Below are 16726 nucleotides of genomic sequence, written 5' to 3'. Positions count from 1 at the left end.
CGCATCTGCGAGGCTTTTTTCTGGCCGGTTCGAAAACCGGCCGGCAGAGTAAGCTAGCGCGCTTCAGGTGCCCGCGCCGCTGGCATCCGCGCTGGTAATCCGCGGTTGATCGCCACCGTTATCGAGCCACGTGCGCAGACGCGTCGCGTCCGCAAAGCGCGAGTACTTACCCGACGAGTCAAGCAGCACGATGATCATCGGGCGACCGTGAATGGTCGCCTGCATCACGAGACACTCGCCCGCTTCGTTGATAAACCCGGTCTTTTGCAGACCGATGTCCCACGTCGGGTTACGCACCAATGCATTCGTGCTGTTGTACGCCAGCGAACGCTTGCCGGTGTACACCTCGTAGCTGTGGTCGGTCGAGAACTTGCGGATCATCGGATACTGATACGCCGCATTGACCATCTTCACGAGGTCGCGTGCGCTCGAGACGTTCTGGCTCGTCAAACCCGTGGGGTTTTCAAAGTGCGTGTCGGTCATGCCGAGTTGCTTGGCCTTCGCGTTCATTGCCGCGAGGAACGCCGGACGGCCGCCCGGGAAATAACGCGACATCGCCGCGGCTGCGCGGTTTTCCGAGGCCATCAGCGCGATATGCAGCATGTCTTCACGCGAGAGCACCGAGCCCACTGACAGACGCGAGCCGGTGTTCTTCTCGTAGTCGCGGTCTTCGTCGGTGACTTCGATCTGGTCGGTCATCGGCTCTTTCGAATCGAGCACGACCATCGCGGTCATCAGCTTGGTGATCGACGCGATCGGCACCACGGCGCGCGAATTCTTGTCGAACAGCGATTCGCCGGTGTTCTGATCGATCACATAGGCAACGCTTGAACGCAGCATCAGCGCGTCCGGCGTGTCATGCAGACCGAAAGCCTGGCCGACGGTAGGCGGACGCGGTTCGTACGCGACGCGGCGCATCACCGAGTGGTGACGGCCGTTCGACGAGTACGTCACGCGCTTGCGCTTGACGCTCGTGCGCGGCGCGTCGTCACCGGCGGCAGCGGCCACGTTCGCAGCAGCGCCGTTGGCGGCCTTCTTGCTCGACACTTTGTCAGCGGGGGCCGCGGCGGGCTTTTTGGCCGCTTTCGCGTGTTTGGAGGTTTTTGCCGTGGTGGCGGGCGTGGCGGCAAAAGTGATGACAGGCGTGGCGAACGCCGCTGCGATGACCATGGAGGCGGCCACCGACAGAGCGGTGCTGCGAGCCGCGCCGTGGATCACTTTTAGCGACGAAAACATGTCGGTTTTCATGGGTGTTCAGTAGGGAGCGGCGAGAGGTTTCCGCAAGTGTAGTAAAACAACGAAAAATTAGCAATTTGAAGCACTTATACGCGCTCCTTAAACCGGCTTGTAAGCTCCGATCGCAAAAACACAAATAAGTGCCGCGTTTCGATCGAAAAAAACGATCGCCAACGCGCTTCGCCTCGCCTTTGCCGCCAATTGCAGGAATCGAACCGATTCTTTCAGCATAACGGCAATTTCGAGACAACCTTGATCAGGGGAAATACGGTCAGAGCGCAGGCATGTAAAGCCTTGCCGGCGCACCGGAACGTCGAGCGGGTACTGCTGCGGGCTGTTAAACACCTGCTGGAGACCGCCAACGCGCATTCGACCGGCATAGAGCATTAACGTTCCGTGACACTTTCTGGTTTACATCGGAATGGGCAATCGACGGGTTTTTTGTCAAATGTCGATTTGCCCTTCCACCCGCGCCGGACCTCATCGCGCGGTCAAAATCTCTCCTGAAATCGGTAACAAATGCGGATTTATCCTGCACCAGTGCGGTGCGACAGACAAATCAACTTGCGTCAAACGAATGTCATGCCCACTGCATAACATATTGTTTTATCAGTAATTTCTTAACATTGTGCGACGCACAAAAAACACTTGACATTCGTTAACACCATCCTAAAATGGGAACCATTGCTGCGATGCACAAAACATCGCGGTCCGGGGAGACGATCTGAGAGCGTCTCGCCACCAACCCAATGCGGTCCGCACAGACAGACCGCGATCCAGGAGCGTAAACCATGACTCTGCTGACCCCTGAGCAATTCGCTGCAGCCCAGAAAGCCAACTTTGAAACGCTGTTCGGCCTGACGACCAAAGCATTTGAAGGCGTCGAAAAGCTGGTTGAACTGAACCTGCAAGTCGTGAAATCGACGCTCGCGGAAAGCCAGGAAAATGCCCAACGCGCACTGTCAGTGAAGGACGCGCAGGAACTGCTGGCACTGCAAGCTAGCCTCGCACAGCCGGTGGCTGAAAAGGCGCTGTCGTACGGCCGTCACGTGTATGAGATCGTTTCGGCAACGCAAGGTGAATTCACCCGCGTCGCAGAAGCCCAATTCGAAGAGCAAAACCGCAAGGTCCAGTCGCTCGTCGAAAACGTTGCGAAGAATGCCCCGGCCGGTTCGGAAACCGCCGTCGCCGTGCTGAAGTCGGCAATCACCGCCGCCAACACCACGTACGAAACGGTCCACAAGGCAACCAAGCAAGCTGTCGAAATCGCCGAAAGCAACTTCAATGCAGCCGCAACGGCCGCATCGAAGGCAGCATCGCAAGCCGCTGCACAAGCATCGCGCTCGGCAAAGAAGGCAGTCTAAGTTTCAAGCCGCACATCACGCCGGCCCGCCTCACGGCAGGGCTGGCGCGATTGCAGCAACAACATGCAAGCAACAGCGTCGTGCCGTTGCCGCTCACACGGTTTCATCTGGCCGAACGCTCCGATACGTTGAATAGCGTATCGTTTGCCCGGCGAAAGGCCGGGATTTTTTTTCCCGCCGCCTGAGACGCGCGGCGCATGTCGCATGCGTTGCTTCGCGTCAAACGCTCTACGCTGCTTGCTGCATAAGAAAAACGGCGCGCCCTTTGCGGGGCGCGCCGTTTTTTTGCATCCGCTTCCTCGAACCCGCCTGCATGCAGGCGGGTTCAGCAGCATTACTTCTTTTTCTGCGGCGGCAAGTCGGTGCAGACGCCTTCGTACAACTCTGCGGCCATACCGATCGATTCGCCGAGCGTCGGATGCGGGTGAATCGTCTTACCGATATCCGTTGCGTCCGCCCCCATTTCGACTGCGAGGCACACTTCGCTGATCAGGTCGCCGGCGTTCAAACCGACGATCCCGCCGCCGATCACGCGGTGCGTTTCTTCGTCGAACAGCAGCTTGGTGAAGCCTTCGTCGCGGCCGTTGGCGATCGCGCGGCCTGACGCTGCCCACGGGAACACCGCCTTGCCGTACTTGACGCCCTCGGCCTTTAGCTGATCCTCCGTCTTGCCGGCCCACGCCACTTCCGGATCGGTGTAGGCCACCGACGGAATCTGCAGCGCATCGAAGTACGCCTTCTCGCCGTGAGCCACTTCAGCGGCGACGTGAGCTTCGTGCACTGCTTTGTGCGCGAGCATCGGCTGACCGACGATATCGCCGATCGCGAAGATATGCGGCACGTTGGTGCGCATCTGCTTGTCGACGTCGATGAAGCCGCGATCCGTTACAGCCACGCCTGCCTTGTCCGCGCCGATCTTCTTGCCATTCGGCGACCGGCCGACGGCGACCAGCACGAGGTCATAGCGTTGCGCTTCGGCCGGGGCCTTTTCGCCTTCGAACGACACGTAGATGCCGTCGTCTTTCGCTTCCGCCGCGGTGGTTTTGGTCTTCAGCATGACGTTGGCAAAACGCTTGCTGTTGTACTTCTCCCAGACCTTGACCAGATCGCGATCCGCGCCGGCCATCAGACCGTCGAGCATTTCGACCACGTCGATCTGTGCGCCGAGCGTGGCGTAGACCGTCGCCATTTCGAGCCCGATGATGCCGCCGCCGACCACCAGCATGCGCTGCGGAATCTGACGCAGTTCGAGCGCGCCGGTCGAATCGACCACACGCGGATCTTCCGGAATGAACGGCAGCTTCACCGCTTCCGAGCCTGCGGCGATGATCGCCTGCTTGAACTTGACGACCTTCTTGCCGCCTTCGGTCTGCACTTCCATGTGATACGGATCGACGAACGAGCCGGTACCCGTCACGACTTCGACCTTGCGCATCTTGGCCATGCCGGCGAGACCGCCGGTGAGCTTCTTGACGACACCCGACTTGAAGTCTCGCAGCTTGTCGAGATCGATTTGCGGCTTGCCGAACGTGATGCCATGCGCGCCGAGCGCTTCCGCTTCGTCGATAACGAGCGCCGTGTGCAGCAGCGCCTTCGAGGGAATACAACCGACATTCAGACAGACACCGCCGAGCGTGGAATAGCGTTCGACGAGCACCGTCTTCATGCCGAGGTCGGCCGAGCGGAACGCAGCCGAGTAACCGCCGGGACCCGAACCGAGCACGAGCATGTCACACTCGATATCCGCGTTGCCGGAGAAGCTACCGGCTTGCGGCGCGGGCGCTGCCGCTTTGGACGCAGGCGCAGGCGCCGGTGCAGGCGCTGCTGCCGGAGCGGGCGCCTTCTCAGGCGCCTTAGCCGGCGCTGCGTCCGCAGACGTTTCAACTAGCGCGATGAGCGTACCTTGCGAGACTTTGTCGCCGGCTTTGACGCGTACTTCCTTGACGGTGCCGGCGGTATCGCTCGGCACTTCGATGGAGGCCTTATCGGACTCGAGCGTCATCAGCGCCTGCTCCTTCTCGATGACATCGCCCGGTTTGATATTGACTTCGATGACATCGACGTCCTTGAAGTCACCGATATCCGGCACTTTTACTTCGACGAGACTCATAGTGTCCCCTTCTCTTATTGATCGTGATGAGACGAAGAACCAAAAAAAAGCAGCCTAAAAGCCGGCAACGCGGCGAACAGAAACTTCCTTTGCTGTCCGCCCAAGGACGCGCCTTTCTTTTGCCTACTGTTCTTTGGAAGACAAAGAAAAGTAGGTGCCGCCCCGCACAGGGGCAACGCTAATAGACCACTAAGAAAGCAGGTTCTACAGAAGGACGCGGATAACAGACAAAACGAACCAAACCCGCGCCCCGCGCAACCGTCATCCGATCAAAGAATCACACGCCGAAAATCGGCAAGAATCGCACCCAGATACGCATTGAACCGCGCCGCCGCAGCACCATCAATCACCCGATGGTCATACGACAACGACAGCGGCAGAATCAGACGCGGCACAAACTGCTTGCCATCCCAAACCGGCTTCATCGCGCCACGCGACAAACCGAGAATAGCGACTTCAGGCGCATTGATAATCGGCGTGAAGTTCGTACCGCCAATACCGCCAAGAGAAGAAATCGAGAAGCAGCCGCCTTGCATCTGATCCGGCTTCAGCTTGCCGTCACGCGCCGCCTTCGACAACTCGGTCATTTCCTTCGCGATATCGATCAAACCCTTCTTGTCCGCATCGCGAATCACCGGGACGACCAGACCATTCGGCGTATCGGCAGCAAATCCAATATGGAAGTACTGCTTGAACACCAGGTTGTCACCGTCGAGGCTCGCATTGAACGTCGGGAACTGCTTCAAGGCAGCAACCACCGCCTTGATCACGAACGCCAGCATCGTGAACTTCACACCGGCCTTTTCGTTTTCCTTGTTCAACTGCACGCGCAGCGCTTCGAGATCGGTGATGTCCGCTTCGTCGTTGTTCGTGACGTGCGGAATCATGACCCAGTTGCGATGCAGGTTCGCACCCGAGATCTTCTTGATGCGCGACAACGGCTTCGGATCGACTGGGCCGAACTTGGTGAAGTCGACCTTCGGCCACGGCAGCAGATTCAATTCGCCGCCACCCGCGGCAGCCGGCGCAGCAGCACCTGCCGGTGCAGCGCGTTGACCCGTCATCACACCCTTGATGAAGCCGGTCACGTCCGCTTGCGTAATACGGCCCTTCGGCCCCGTGCCCTGCACCTGCGTCACGTCGACGCCGAGTTCGCGCGCAAACTTGCGCACGGACGGCGAAGCGTGGCTCGCACGGCGAGCGCCACCCTCACCAGCCTGGATCAGCGGCGCTTGTGCAAGCGCTGACGGCGAAGCCGGCGCGGGCGAAGGAGCAGCCGGCGCATCCGACGGCTTCTCGAGCACTTCCTGCTTGGCAGCAGGTGCGGCAGCCGCAGCCGGTGCAGCCGCGCCATCCGCTTCCAGCACGACGATGACCGAGCCTTCCGACACGTTATCGCCGACCTTGACCTTCACTTCCTTGACGACGCCGGCGGCCGAGCTCGGCACGTCCATGGTCGCCTTGTCGGATTCGAGCGTCACCAGCGACTGCTCTTTCTCGACGCGATCGCCGACCTTCACCGCGACTTCGATCACGGGGATGTCTTTGTAGTCGCCGATATCCGGCACTTTGACTTCTTGCAGACCACCGCCGCTCGCAGCCGGCGCCGAGGCAGGCGCAGCAGCCGGGGCCGCTGCGGGAGCCGGTGCAGCGGCAGGCGCCGGAGCCGGAGCAGCCGCGCCCGCGCCATCCAGCACGACGATCAGCGAGCCTTCCGACACGTTGTCGCCAACCTTGACCTTCACTTCCTTGACGACGCCGGCGGCCGAGCTCGGCACGTCCATGGTCGCCTTGTCGGATTCCAGCGTAACGAGCGACTGCTCTTTCTCGACGGTGTCACCCGCCTTCACCAGCACCTCGATCACAGGAATGTCCTTGTAATCGCCGATGTCCGGCACCTTGACTTCGATCGCTTGACTCATTGTTAGTGTCTCCTGGGCCGCGCACGCCGCCCGCTCCTGTCGATCAGGAGCAGGCGCGCACGCCGTGGCACACGGGGAATGATGCCTTAGACGGTCATCGGGTTGGGTTTGGCGGGATCAAGGTTGTACTTCTTGAGCGCCTCGGCGACGACCTTGCGTTCGATCGTGCCTTCATCTGCCAGTGCATTCAACGCGGCAACCGTGACCCAGTAGCGGTCGACTTCGAAGAAGTGACGCAGCTTTTCGCGCGTGTCCGAACGGCCGTAGCCATCCGTGCCCAGCACGACGAACTTCTGCGGCACGAACGCGCGGATCTGCTCGGTCAGCGCGCGCACATAGTCGGTCGAAGCGATGACCGGACCTTGTGCATCCTTCAGCAGCTTCTCGACGTGCGAGACCTTCTTCTCTTCCGTCGGATGCAGCAGGTTCCAGCGCTGCACTTCGTGACCTTCGCGAGCCAGTTCGGTGAAACTCGGCACGCTCCACAGGTCGGCAGCGACGCCCCAGTCGTTCTTCAGCAGATCAGCAGCGGCGATCACTTCGTTAAAGATCGTGCCTGCACCCATCAGTTGAACGCGCGGTGCCTTCTTATCAGCATCGGCCTTCCTGAACGAGTACATACCCTTGATGATGTCGGCCGCTACGGCATCGCCCTGCGGAATCGCCGGGTGCTCGTAGTTCTCGTTCATCACCGTGATGTAGTAGTACACGTCTTCCTGGTCAGCAACCATGCGACGCAGACCGTCCTGCATGATGACTGCAAGTTCATAACCGAACGTCGGGTCGTAGCTGATGCAGTTCGGCACCGATGCCGCCCACAGGAGCGAGTGGCCGTCTTCGTGTTGCAGACCTTCGCCGTTCAGCGTCGTGCGGCCAGCCGTGCCGCCCAGCAGGAAGCCGCGCGAACGCATGTCGCCCGCCGCCCATGCCAGATCGCCGATACGCTGGAAGCCGAACATCGAGTAGAAGATGTAGAACGGGATCATGATCTCGCCGTGCGTCGAGTACGACGTCGCGGCTGCGATCCAGTCACACATACCGCCAGCTTCGTTGATCCCTTCCTGCAGGATCTGGCCGGTTTCCGATTCGCGGTAGAACATCAGTTGGTCGGAATCTTCCGGCACATACTTCTGGCCTTCCTGATTCCAGATACCGATCTGGCGGAACAGGCCTTCCATACCGAAGGTACGCGACTCGTCCGGCACGATCGGCACGATGCGCTTACCGAGCGCCTTGTCTTTCAGCAAGATGTTCAGGATCCGCACGAACGCCATCGTCGTGGAGATCTCACGGCCTTCGCCCGTGCCCTTCAGCAGCGGCTCGAACGCGTCGAGCGCCGGCACCGGCAGCGACTCGGCTTTCTGACGACGCGCCGGCAGATAGCCGCCGAGGTCCTGACGGCGAGCGCGCATGTACTCGAGTTCCTTCGAACCTTCTTCGAACTTGAGGTACGGCACGTTGACGAGGTCTTCGTCGGGGATCGGCAGACGGAACTGATCGCGGAATTTCTTCAGCTGATCGACATGCAGCTTCTTCTGCTGGTGGGTGATGTTCATCGCCTGGCCGGCTTCGCCCATGCCGTAGCCCTTGATCGTCTTCGCGAGGATGACGGTCGGCTGGCCCTGCGAGTTCGAAGCTTCCGAGAACGCTGCGTAGATCTTGTGCGGATCGTGGCCGCCGCGGTTCAGGTTCCAGATGTCTTCATCGGACCACTCGGCAACCAGCGCCTTCAATTCAGGCGTATTGAAGAAGTGTTCGCGAACATACGCGCCCGACTCCGACTTGTACGTCTGATATTCGCCGTCGACGACTTCCATCATCCGGCGCATCAGTGCGCCCGACTTGTCGCGTTGGAACAGCGCATCCCAGCGGCTGCCCCAGACGACCTTGATGACGTTCCAGCCGGCGCCGCGGAATTCGCTTTCGAGTTCCTGGATGATCTTGCCGTTACCGCGCACCGGACCGTCGAGGCGCTGCAGATTGCAGTTGATCACGAACACGAGGTTGTCGAGGCGTTCGCGACCGGCCATGCCGATTGCGCCGAGCGATTCCGGTTCATCCGTTTCGCCGTCGCCGAGGAAGGCCCAGACCTTGCGGCCTTCGGTCTTCGCAATGCCGCGCGCCTGCAGGTACTTCATGAAGCGCGCCTGATAGATCGCCATGATCGGGCCGAGACCCATCGAGACGGTCGGGAATTGCCAGAAGTCCGGCATCAGCCACGGGTGCGGGTACGACGAGATGCCCTCGCCGCCCACTTCCTGACGGAAGTTGTCGAGCTGGTTCTCGGTCAGACGGCCGAGCAGGAACGCGCGCGAGTACACACCCGGCGACGAATGGCCCTGCACGAACACGAGGTCACCACCATGTTCAGCGGACGGTGCGTGCCAGAAGTGGTTGTAGCCGACGTCGTACAGCGTGGCGGCCGACGCGAACGAGGCGATGTGGCCGCCGACGTTCGTGTCCTTGCCCGCGCGCAGCACCATGGCGATGGCGTTCCAGCGCGTGTACGAGCGAATCCGGTGTTCGAGGTCCTGGTCACCGGGAATCGGCGCCTGACGCGAAACAGGAATCGTATTGATGTAGGGGGTATTTGCAGAGAACGGCAGATGTTCGCCATGTACGCGGGCGAATTCGATCTGTTTCTCGATGAGGTAGTGAGCGCGATCGGGGCCCACAGCAGAAATCACGCCATCCAGCGCTTCCAGCCATTCGCCGGTTTCCTGGGGATCGTCGTCTTTTTCAGCAGCGACATATTTCATGACTTCGTCGGGTACAGCGGACATGCTCGTCTCCTGGATATAGAGGAACGCTCTTTGAACAGACGACGCGGACGAAGCACGACCGCGGCAGCTTCGGCCGATTGTAAAAGGGGTCCCGACGTCCGCGCAACAAAATTTTCGAATTACGAGATCGATTCTCATAATGCGGAAAATTGTTGCGGCGCAACCTGATTTGACTGCCGATCGACGGATACGTCGGCTAGTTTGCGCCGAATAACGGTTCTTTCAGCGCTTTTTTGCGCCATTTGCTAGTGACTCGCTGCGCTACAATGCCACGCATGTTGACCGAACGGCTTTTCGCTCGCTCGGCGCGCACCGCTGGTTCGCCGGCGGATTCGACGCCGTCCTCCCGCTGGCACCACGGACCGTGGTGGTCGAACTCCTATTTGCTCACGCCGCTGCTGTCGATCCTGGTTTTCCTGGTCGTCATGAGCCTGATTCTGTGGAGCCTGAACCGGCGCGAACAGCAGCAACAGGAAGACACGCTCTACCGTAACGTCGCGTGGGCGCAGCAGCAGATCCGCCTGTCCATGACGGGCGCGCAGGAACAGATTCAGGCCCTCGCCCGCGATCTCGTCGCCGGCCACGCCGATCCGCATTCATTCCAGGTGTCCACCACGGACATCATGCAGGGGCATCCCGAGATCCTCTACATGAACTGGTACACGAGCCTGCAGCAGCCGCGCTGGCCCAATACCGCACTCCCCGTGTTCGGCCAGCGTCTCGCCAAGCCGAACGACGCGCAGATGGACGAGGCCGTCAAAGCCGCCTTCAACGAGGCGCGCAATACGCGCCGCCAGGTGTACTCGCCGCTGATCTACGACGACCTCGGCAACGGCTACATCACGCTGCAGACGCCGGTCTACCGCGACCGCGACTTCCTCGGCACGATTGCCGCCGTGTTCTCCGTGGAAGGCATCCTGAAGCACGACATTCCGCCCGAGTTGTCGGCGAAATACAAAATCTCGATCATCGACGTGAACAACCGCGAGTTGACCACCACGTCGACCCGCCCGCGCCTGCCGCGCGACATGTTCTACGATCTGCCGCTCGACCCGCCGGGCCAGGGCGTCTCGGTACGCGTCTACGCGTTCCCGCAGATGACCAACTTCACCAACAACACGCTGGTCTGGCTGGTGGCCGGCCTGTCGTGCTTCGTGTTGTGGAGTCTGTGGAGTTTGTGGAAGCACACGCGGCAACGTTTCGAGGCGCAGCAGGCGCTCTACGCCGAAGCCTTCTTCCGGCGCGCGATGGAAAACTCGGTGCTGATCGGTATGCGCGTGCTCGACATGCACGGCCGCATCACTCACGTCAATCCGGCCTTTTGCCGCATGACCGGTTGGGACGAAAGCGATCTGGTCGGCAAGAACGCGCCGTTCGCTTACTGGCCGCGCGACGCCTACCCTGAGATGCAACGCCAGCTCGACATGACGCTGCGCGGCAAAGCCCCCTCTTCGGGCTTCGAATTGCGGGTGCGCCGCAAGGACGGTTCGCTCTTCCATGCGCGCCTCTATGTGTCGCCGCTGATCGACAGCTCGGGCCGCCAGACTGGCTGGATGTCGTCGATGACCGACATCACCGAACCGAAGCGCGCGCGCGAAGAGCTCGCCGCCGCACACGAACGCTTCACGACCGTGCTGGAAAGTCTCGACGCCGCCGTGTCCGTGCTGGCCGCCGACGAAGCCGAATTGCTGTTCGCCAACCGCTACTACCGCCACCTGTTCGGCATTCGCCCGGACGGCCATCTGGAATTGGCGGGCGGCGGGTTCGATAGCGCACAGGCGTCGTCCGATTCGATCGATATGGTGGATGCCTATGCGGGTCTGCCGGCTGCCGCGTTGACCGAAAGCACCGCCGACGCGCAGGAAGTCTACGTGCAAAGCATTCAGAAATGGTTCGAAGTACGCCGCCAGTACATCCAGTGGGTGGACGGCCACCTCGCGCAAATGCAGATCGCGACCGACATCACCACCCGCAAGCAGGCTCAGGAACTCTCGCGCCAGCAGGATGAGAAGCTGCAGTTCACCAGCCGCCTGATGACGATGGGCGAAATGGCCTCGTCGCTCGCGCACGAACTGAATCAGCCGCTCGCCGCGATCAATAACTATTGCTCTGGAACCGTGGCACTGGTTAAATCCGGTCGAACGACGCCTGACAATCTTCTGCCCGTGCTCGAGAAAACCGCCCAACAGGCAGTGCGGGCTGGCATGATCATCAAGCGCATTCGCGAGTTCGTGAAACGCAGCGAGCCGAAACGCCAGGCTACGCGCGTGGCCGATATCGTCGCCGATGCCGTGGGTCTCGCCGAACTCGAAGCGCGCAAGCGCAAGATTCGCATCGTGACCGATCTGCGCTCGCGCCTGCCGGTGATTTACGTCGACCCGGTGCTGATCGAGCAGGTGCTGGTCAACCTGCTGAAGAACGGCGTCGAGGCCATGCACGATGCGCGTCCGAATGCGGTCGACCCCGTGATTCGCGTCGTCGTGCGACTGGAAAGCGGGTTTGTCTGCATCAGCGTCGTCGACCAGGGACCGGGTGTCGACGAAGCGACAGCCGAGCGTCTGTTTGAACCGTTTTACAGCACCAAGTCCGATGGTATGGGCATGGGGCTGAATATTTGCCGTTCGATTATCGAATCGCACCGCGGCCGTCTGTGGGTGGTCAACAACGTCGAATCTGACGGCCACATCACAGGCGCCACGTTCCATTGCAGTCTGCCTATTGGAGAGCCTGACGGCCCGAGCAACGGCGGGTCAGAGGCGCCGACACCACAAACCGTTACGGGAGAGCTATGAACAGCCCAGTCACCACACAGGAAACTGTCTTTGTCGTCGACGACGACGAGGCCGTGCGAGATTCGCTGCGCTGGCTGCTGGAGGCGAACGGCTACCGCGTGCAATGCTTCTCCAGCGCCGAGCAGTTTATCGACGCATGGCAGCCGCATACGCATCCGGGCCAGATCGCTTGTCTGATTCTCGATGTGCGGATGTCCGGCATGAGCGGGCTCGAGTTGCAGGAACGCCTGATCGCCGACAACGCGTCGCTGCCGATCATCTTCGTGACGGGCCACGGCGATGTGCCGATGGCTGTGTCGACGATGAAAAAAGGCGCCATGGACTTCATCGAAAAACCGTTCGACGAAGCCGAACTGCGCAAGCTTGTCGAGCGCATGCTCGACAAGGCGCGCAGCGAAAGCACCAGCGTGCAGCAGCAACGCGCTGCGGCAGAACGTCTCGGCAAGCTGACCGCGCGTGAACATCAGGTGCTCGAACGCATCATCGCCGGCCGCCTGAACAAGCAGATCGCCGACGACCTCGGCATCAGCATCAAGACGGTTGAAGCGCACCGCGCGAACATCATGGAAAAACTCAACGTCAACACGGTCGCCGACCTGCTGCGACTTGCGCTGTCGAACAAGCCGCAACCGGCGCAATAAACTTAACGACCGCGGCACAGCCCGCGGCTCGCTATTGCGGTTCAACGGCCGGACTGTCGACTAGTCCGGTCTGTTCCATTCCCCTCTCCTCCCTTCTCCCGCTTCGCGACAGCGACGCGCGGCATGGCTCGGCACATCCGCTAATCATTACGCATTACTCAGCAAACGCTTACGCTGCGCAGCAATAACTTCTTTCCTCTGACAAGATTGACAAGCTTCGCTGCGCCCCTTAATTTACAAAGAACTCCTCAACAGGAATCTTTGATGCCCGATGAACGCAGAACAAGTGTGCTGTCGTTGTCGTATGCGGCGTCGCCGTGCGGCGCAAATCAGTTAAAGCGGTTCGGCCGCATTGCTGAGGCATCTGTCGTATCGAACGGTTCAAGCGAAGCTGAGCCGACCTTTATTCGCTTCCTTCTCCATTCCATCGCGCCGAAGCAACGCAGCATGCGCTGCTCATCGACTTCGCGCGTCTAACGCAGCCGGGAGGATTTCATCGTGAAACGATCCGGAACACACCGTTCGCGTGTGTTGCTTGTTTGCGCCGCACTTGTGGGCGCGCCACTCTTCGCCGGTCTGGCCATGCCGAGCGCGGTCTATGCGCAAAGCGCCGCGAAGATGTCGAACCAGCAACTCGATTCGCTGACCGCGCCCATCGCGCTCTATCCCGACGCACTGCTTGCGCAGGTGCTGATGGCCGCCACCTTCCCACAAGACGTGCAGGCCGCGGCCGCATGGTCGAAAGCAAACTCGAAATTGCAAGGCGACGACGCCGTCAAAGCGGTCGCGTCGGAGCCTTGGGACCCGAGCGTGCAGTCACTCGTCGCCTTCCCTCAGGTTCTCGCGACGATGGCGTCGAAACCCGATTGGGTCTCGCAACTCGGCACGGCCTTTCTGGGTCAGTCGAATGACGTGATGGACTCCGTGCAACGCCTGCGCAAACAGGCGCAGGCCGCGGGCAATCTGAAGACGAGCTCGCAGCAGAAGGTCGTGGTCGAGGAAAGCACGATTCAGATCGTGCCGGCCAATCCGCAAGTGGTGTACGTGCCGTACCTATAACCCGACTGTCGTCTATGGGACATGGCCCTATCCGGCCTACCCGCCCGTGTATGTGCCGCCGCCGCCCGGTTATGCAATCGCTACCGGTTTCGCTACCGGCCTTGCGTTCGGCGCCGGTGTCGCGGTTGCCAATTCGCTGTGGGGTGGCTTCAACTGGAACACGCACGACGTCAACATCAACGTGAACCATTACAACAACATCAATGTGAACAACCAGATCAACGTGAATAGCAGCACGACGAACTGGAACCGCAACACCAACGTCAACCGCAACGTCAACAACACGAACGTCAACCGCAACGTCAACAACAACCTCGGCAGTGCGCAGCACGATGCCTATCGCGGCCGTGACGACGCCGCCCGCGCCCAGGCGCAGCAGACCTTGCAGAACCGCACCGGCCAGAACCTGAGCGGCAGCGCGAGCCAGCGCGTGCAAGGGATCCACCAGGGCGGCACGCAGAACGCCGATCTGCAAAACCGCGCGCAGAACGCCAACCGCGATAACGCGTTACGCGGGGCCGGTGACGGGAACACCGCGCGGCAGGACACGCAGCGCGGCGAGGCGAGCCGCAACGCGGCCGCGAACCGTTCCAGCAACGGCGGCCTCGGCGCCAACGGCGGCGGTCAGCAACGCACGGGCGCCAGTCTCAGTGCAAACGGCGGCGGAGTCCAGCGCGGCGGCGGTGGCGGCGCTGGTGGCGGCAGACTGGGCGGTGGCGGCGGTGAGCGCCCCCTCGGCCGCAACCGTTGAACGATCAAGAGGAGTCCCTGATGATTCGCTTATTCCCACGCGGCGCCTTGCGCGCCCACGTTCTGACACTCGCCGTCGCCCTCGGCACGACCGGCACCCTGCTGGTGGCGCCGGTATTGCTGCTCGGCACGACCGCCGCCCACGCGCAGGCGATCTATCCCACTGCCGACGAAGCAGCCAGTGCGTTCGTCGACGCCTTGGCCCGCAACGACGAAGGTGCGCTCAAACACGTACTCGGCAACGATTTTCATCGCTACATTCCTTCCGAAGGAATCGGCGAGGACGACATCTACCAGTTCCTCGGCGCTTGGTCGAAGGGGCATCAGATCATCGAGGACCCAGCGAAGAGCAAGGGTCGCGCAACCGCGCATCTGGCGGTCGGCGACAGTGGCTGGATCTTGCCGATTCCGCTCGTGCAAGCTGGCAAGGGTTGGCGTTTCGATCCGCCCGCCGCGCAGGACGAGATGCTGACACGCCGCATCGGACGCAACGAACACGCGGCGATCCTCACCTCGCTCGCCTACCTCGACGCACAAAACGATTACCACAACCTGACCCAGCACTACGCACAGCGCTTCGTCAGTACGCAGGGCCAGCATGACGGCCTGTATTGGGCGACGGCGCCCGGCGAAACGGAAAGCCCGCTCGGACCGCTCGCCGCCACCATGCCCAACGGCACCCTGCCGAAAGAGGCCTACCACGGCTATCACTACCGGATCCTGACGGCGCAAGGTGCGCACGCGAAGGGGGGCGCGCAGAACTACGTCGAAAACGGCGTGCTGACCAAAGGGTTTGGTCTGATCGCCTCGCCGGCCGAGTACGGCAAGACCGGCGTGATGAGCTTTATCGTCAATCAGGACGGTCAGGTCTATCAGAAGAACCTCGGGTCGCAAACCGCGCGTGCCGCGGCCGCCATTAAATCGTTCGACCCGGACGATAGCTGGCAGCCGGTGCAGGAGTAGCGGGAGAAGTCGCTCGACGGTTGGAGGCATCGCGGATTCCGGCGCGCCCGCTCACCCGGAATCCGTACATGGCACGCCATGCCGGGCCGGTATAATGTCGGACTTTGCAGCGCTGCTTATCTCTGATTCGCGCCGCACGCTTTTCACGTGCCGACCCGTTTCCGGTGAAAAGCGCCATCGCACGTGCCGCGCACGCGCGCCTGCGCCCTGCTCCGCTTTCCAAACCGCCCATCTCGACCGACCATGACTGCCAAACTGATCGACGGCCTAGCCCTTTCCAAGTCCCTGCGCGCCGAAGTCGCCACGCGCGCCGCAGCCCTCACCGCCCGCGGGCATCAGCCGGGCCTCGCCGTGGTGCTGGTCGGCGACAATCCAGCGAGCGAAGTCTATGTGCGCAACAAGGTCAAGGCGTGTAATGACAACGGCCTCGGTTCGTCGTTCGACCGCTATCCGGCCGATCTGCCGGAAGCCGAACTGCTGGCACGCATCGACGAACTGAACCACGATCCGCGGATTCACGGCATTCTGGTGCAACTTCCGTTGCCGCCGCATATCGACAGCCACAAGGTGATCGAGGCGATCGCCCCGGAAAAAGATGTCGACGGTTTTCACGTTGCCAACGCCGGTGCGCTGATGACCGGCCGCCCGCTGTTCCGCCCGTGCACGCCGTACGGCGTGATGAAAATGCTGGCGGCCTACGAGATTCCGCTGCAAGGCGCGAATGCGGTGGTGATCGGCCGCTCGAACATCGTCGGCAAGCCGATGGCGCTGCTGCTGCTCGAAGCGGGCGCGACCGTCACGATCTGCCATAGCAAGACGCGCGATCTGGCTGCCCATACCCGCAACGCCGACGTGGTGGTCGCCGCCACGGGCCTGCGCAACATTCTCACGGCAGACATGGTGAAACCGGGTGCGGCTGTGATCGACGTCGGCATGAATCGCGACGAAGCCGGCAAGCTGTGCGGCGACGTCGATTTCGCAGGCGTCAAGGAAGTGGCCGGCTACATCACGCCGGTGCCGGGCGGCGTCGGTCCGATGACCATCACGATGCTGCTGGTCAACACGATCGAAGCCGCCGAGCGCGAAGCGGCAGCAAAGGCGTAACG

At 61.3% G+C, this 16726-nt stretch carries 10 protein-coding genes and 1 pseudogene; 6 read left to right on the top strand and 5 right to left on the bottom strand.

Features of this window, described 5'->3' with window-relative positions; translation table 11 throughout:
- Positions 1-63: 63 nt before the first annotated feature.
- Positions 64-1248: a D-alanyl-D-alanine endopeptidase gene (pbpG, locus tag P3T25_RS14940; RefSeq protein WP_154566157.1), complete on the bottom strand. Its 1185-nt coding sequence runs from the start codon at positions 1246-1248 to the stop codon at positions 64-66.
- A gap of 87 nt (positions 1249-1335) precedes the next feature.
- The gene (locus P3T25_RS14935; RefSeq protein ID WP_154566156.1) at positions 1336-1623 is read right to left on the bottom strand and encodes a hypothetical protein; all 288 of its coding nucleotides are present in this window, start codon (positions 1621-1623) and stop codon (positions 1336-1338) included.
- 404 nt (positions 1624-2027) lie between these two features.
- Here P3T25_RS14935 and P3T25_RS14930 point away from each other — a divergent pair, with 404 nt between their 5' ends.
- A complete protein-coding gene (locus P3T25_RS14930; RefSeq protein ID WP_054038013.1) occupies positions 2028-2600 on the top strand; it encodes a phasin family protein in 573 nt (190 codons plus the stop codon).
- A 334-nt stretch (positions 2601-2934) separates the two neighbouring features.
- On the opposite strand, the gene lpdA is transcribed toward P3T25_RS14930, so the two are convergent.
- The 3 genes from lpdA to aceE form a co-directional block, all read right to left on the bottom strand.
- Entirely contained in the window at positions 2935-4710 is a 1776-nt protein-coding gene (gene lpdA, locus P3T25_RS14925; RefSeq protein WP_154566155.1) for a dihydrolipoyl dehydrogenase, read from the bottom strand.
- Positions 4711-4979: 269 nt separating this feature from the next.
- Complete coding sequence (aceF, locus tag P3T25_RS14920; protein ID WP_429358319.1) at positions 4980-6632, bottom strand: dihydrolipoyllysine-residue acetyltransferase; 1653 nt, start codon at positions 6630-6632, stop codon at positions 4980-4982.
- Between the two features lie 86 nt (positions 6633-6718).
- On the bottom strand, positions 6719-9415 hold the full coding sequence (gene aceE, locus P3T25_RS14915; protein ID WP_154566153.1) for a pyruvate dehydrogenase (acetyl-transferring), homodimeric type: 2697 nt from the start codon (positions 9413-9415) through the stop codon (positions 6719-6721).
- Positions 9416-9690: 275 nt separating this feature from the next.
- Between aceE and fixL the strand changes: the two genes are divergently transcribed.
- The 5 genes and pseudogenes from fixL (at position 9691) to folD (ending at position 16724) form a co-directional block, all read left to right on the top strand.
- Complete coding sequence (gene fixL / locus P3T25_RS14910; RefSeq protein ID WP_154566152.1) at positions 9691-12207, top strand: oxygen sensor histidine kinase FixL; 2517 nt, start codon at positions 9691-9693, stop codon at positions 12205-12207.
- Entirely contained in the window at positions 12204-12848 is a 645-nt protein-coding gene (fixJ, locus tag P3T25_RS14905; protein ID WP_011488992.1) for an oxygen response regulator transcription factor FixJ, read from the top strand. Before fixL ends, fixJ begins: the two co-directional genes overlap by 4 nt.
- Positions 12849-13346: 498 nt before the next feature.
- Positions 13347-14658: pseudogene (locus tag P3T25_RS14900) on the top strand (DUF3300 domain-containing protein).
- Positions 14659-14678: 20 nt separating this feature from the next.
- The gene (locus P3T25_RS14895; protein WP_429358318.1) at positions 14679-15620 is read left to right on the top strand and encodes a DUF2950 domain-containing protein; all 942 of its coding nucleotides are present in this window, start codon (positions 14679-14681) and stop codon (positions 15618-15620) included.
- 243 nt (positions 15621-15863) lie between these two features.
- Entirely contained in the window at positions 15864-16724 is an 861-nt protein-coding gene (gene folD / locus P3T25_RS14890) for a bifunctional methylenetetrahydrofolate dehydrogenase/methenyltetrahydrofolate cyclohydrolase FolD (RefSeq protein WP_154566149.1), read from the top strand.
- Positions 16725-16726: the final 2 nt, after the last annotated feature.

The sequence above is a fragment of the Paraburkholderia sp. GAS32 genome, from assembly GCF_050434225.1.
GTDB lineage: Bacteria > Pseudomonadota > Gammaproteobacteria > Burkholderiales > Burkholderiaceae > Paraburkholderia > Paraburkholderia madseniana.
This window is presented reverse-complemented; position numbering and strand designations above follow the sequence as displayed.

Bases quoted from the DNA above. Each gene is read 5' to 3' on its own strand.
- aceF (WP_429358319.1), bottom strand. From the start codon at position 6,632: ATGAGTCAAGCGATCGAAGTCAAGGTGCCGGACATCGGCGATTACAAG.
- folD (WP_154566149.1), top strand. From the start codon at position 15,864: ATGACTGCCAAACTGATCGACGGCCTAGCCCTTTCCAAGTCCCTGCGC.
- P3T25_RS14895 (WP_429358318.1), top strand. From the start codon at position 14,679: ATGATTCGCTTATTCCCACGCGGCGCCTTGCGCGCCCACGTTCTGACA.
- P3T25_RS14930 (WP_054038013.1), top strand. From the start codon at position 2,028: ATGACTCTGCTGACCCCTGAGCAATTCGCTGCAGCCCAGAAAGCCAAC.
- fixJ (WP_011488992.1), top strand. From the start codon at position 12,204: ATGAACAGCCCAGTCACCACACAGGAAACTGTCTTTGTCGTCGACGAC.
- P3T25_RS14935 (WP_154566156.1), bottom strand. From the start codon at position 1,623: ATGCTCTATGCCGGTCGAATGCGCGTTGGCGGTCTCCAGCAGGTGTTT.
- aceE (WP_154566153.1), bottom strand. From the start codon at position 9,415: ATGTCCGCTGTACCCGACGAAGTCATGAAATATGTCGCTGCTGAAAAA.
- pbpG (WP_154566157.1), bottom strand. From the start codon at position 1,248: ATGAAAACCGACATGTTTTCGTCGCTAAAAGTGATCCACGGCGCGGCT.
- fixL (WP_154566152.1), top strand. From the start codon at position 9,691: ATGTTGACCGAACGGCTTTTCGCTCGCTCGGCGCGCACCGCTGGTTCG.
- lpdA (WP_154566155.1), bottom strand. From the start codon at position 4,710: ATGAGTCTCGTCGAAGTAAAAGTGCCGGATATCGGTGACTTCAAGGAC.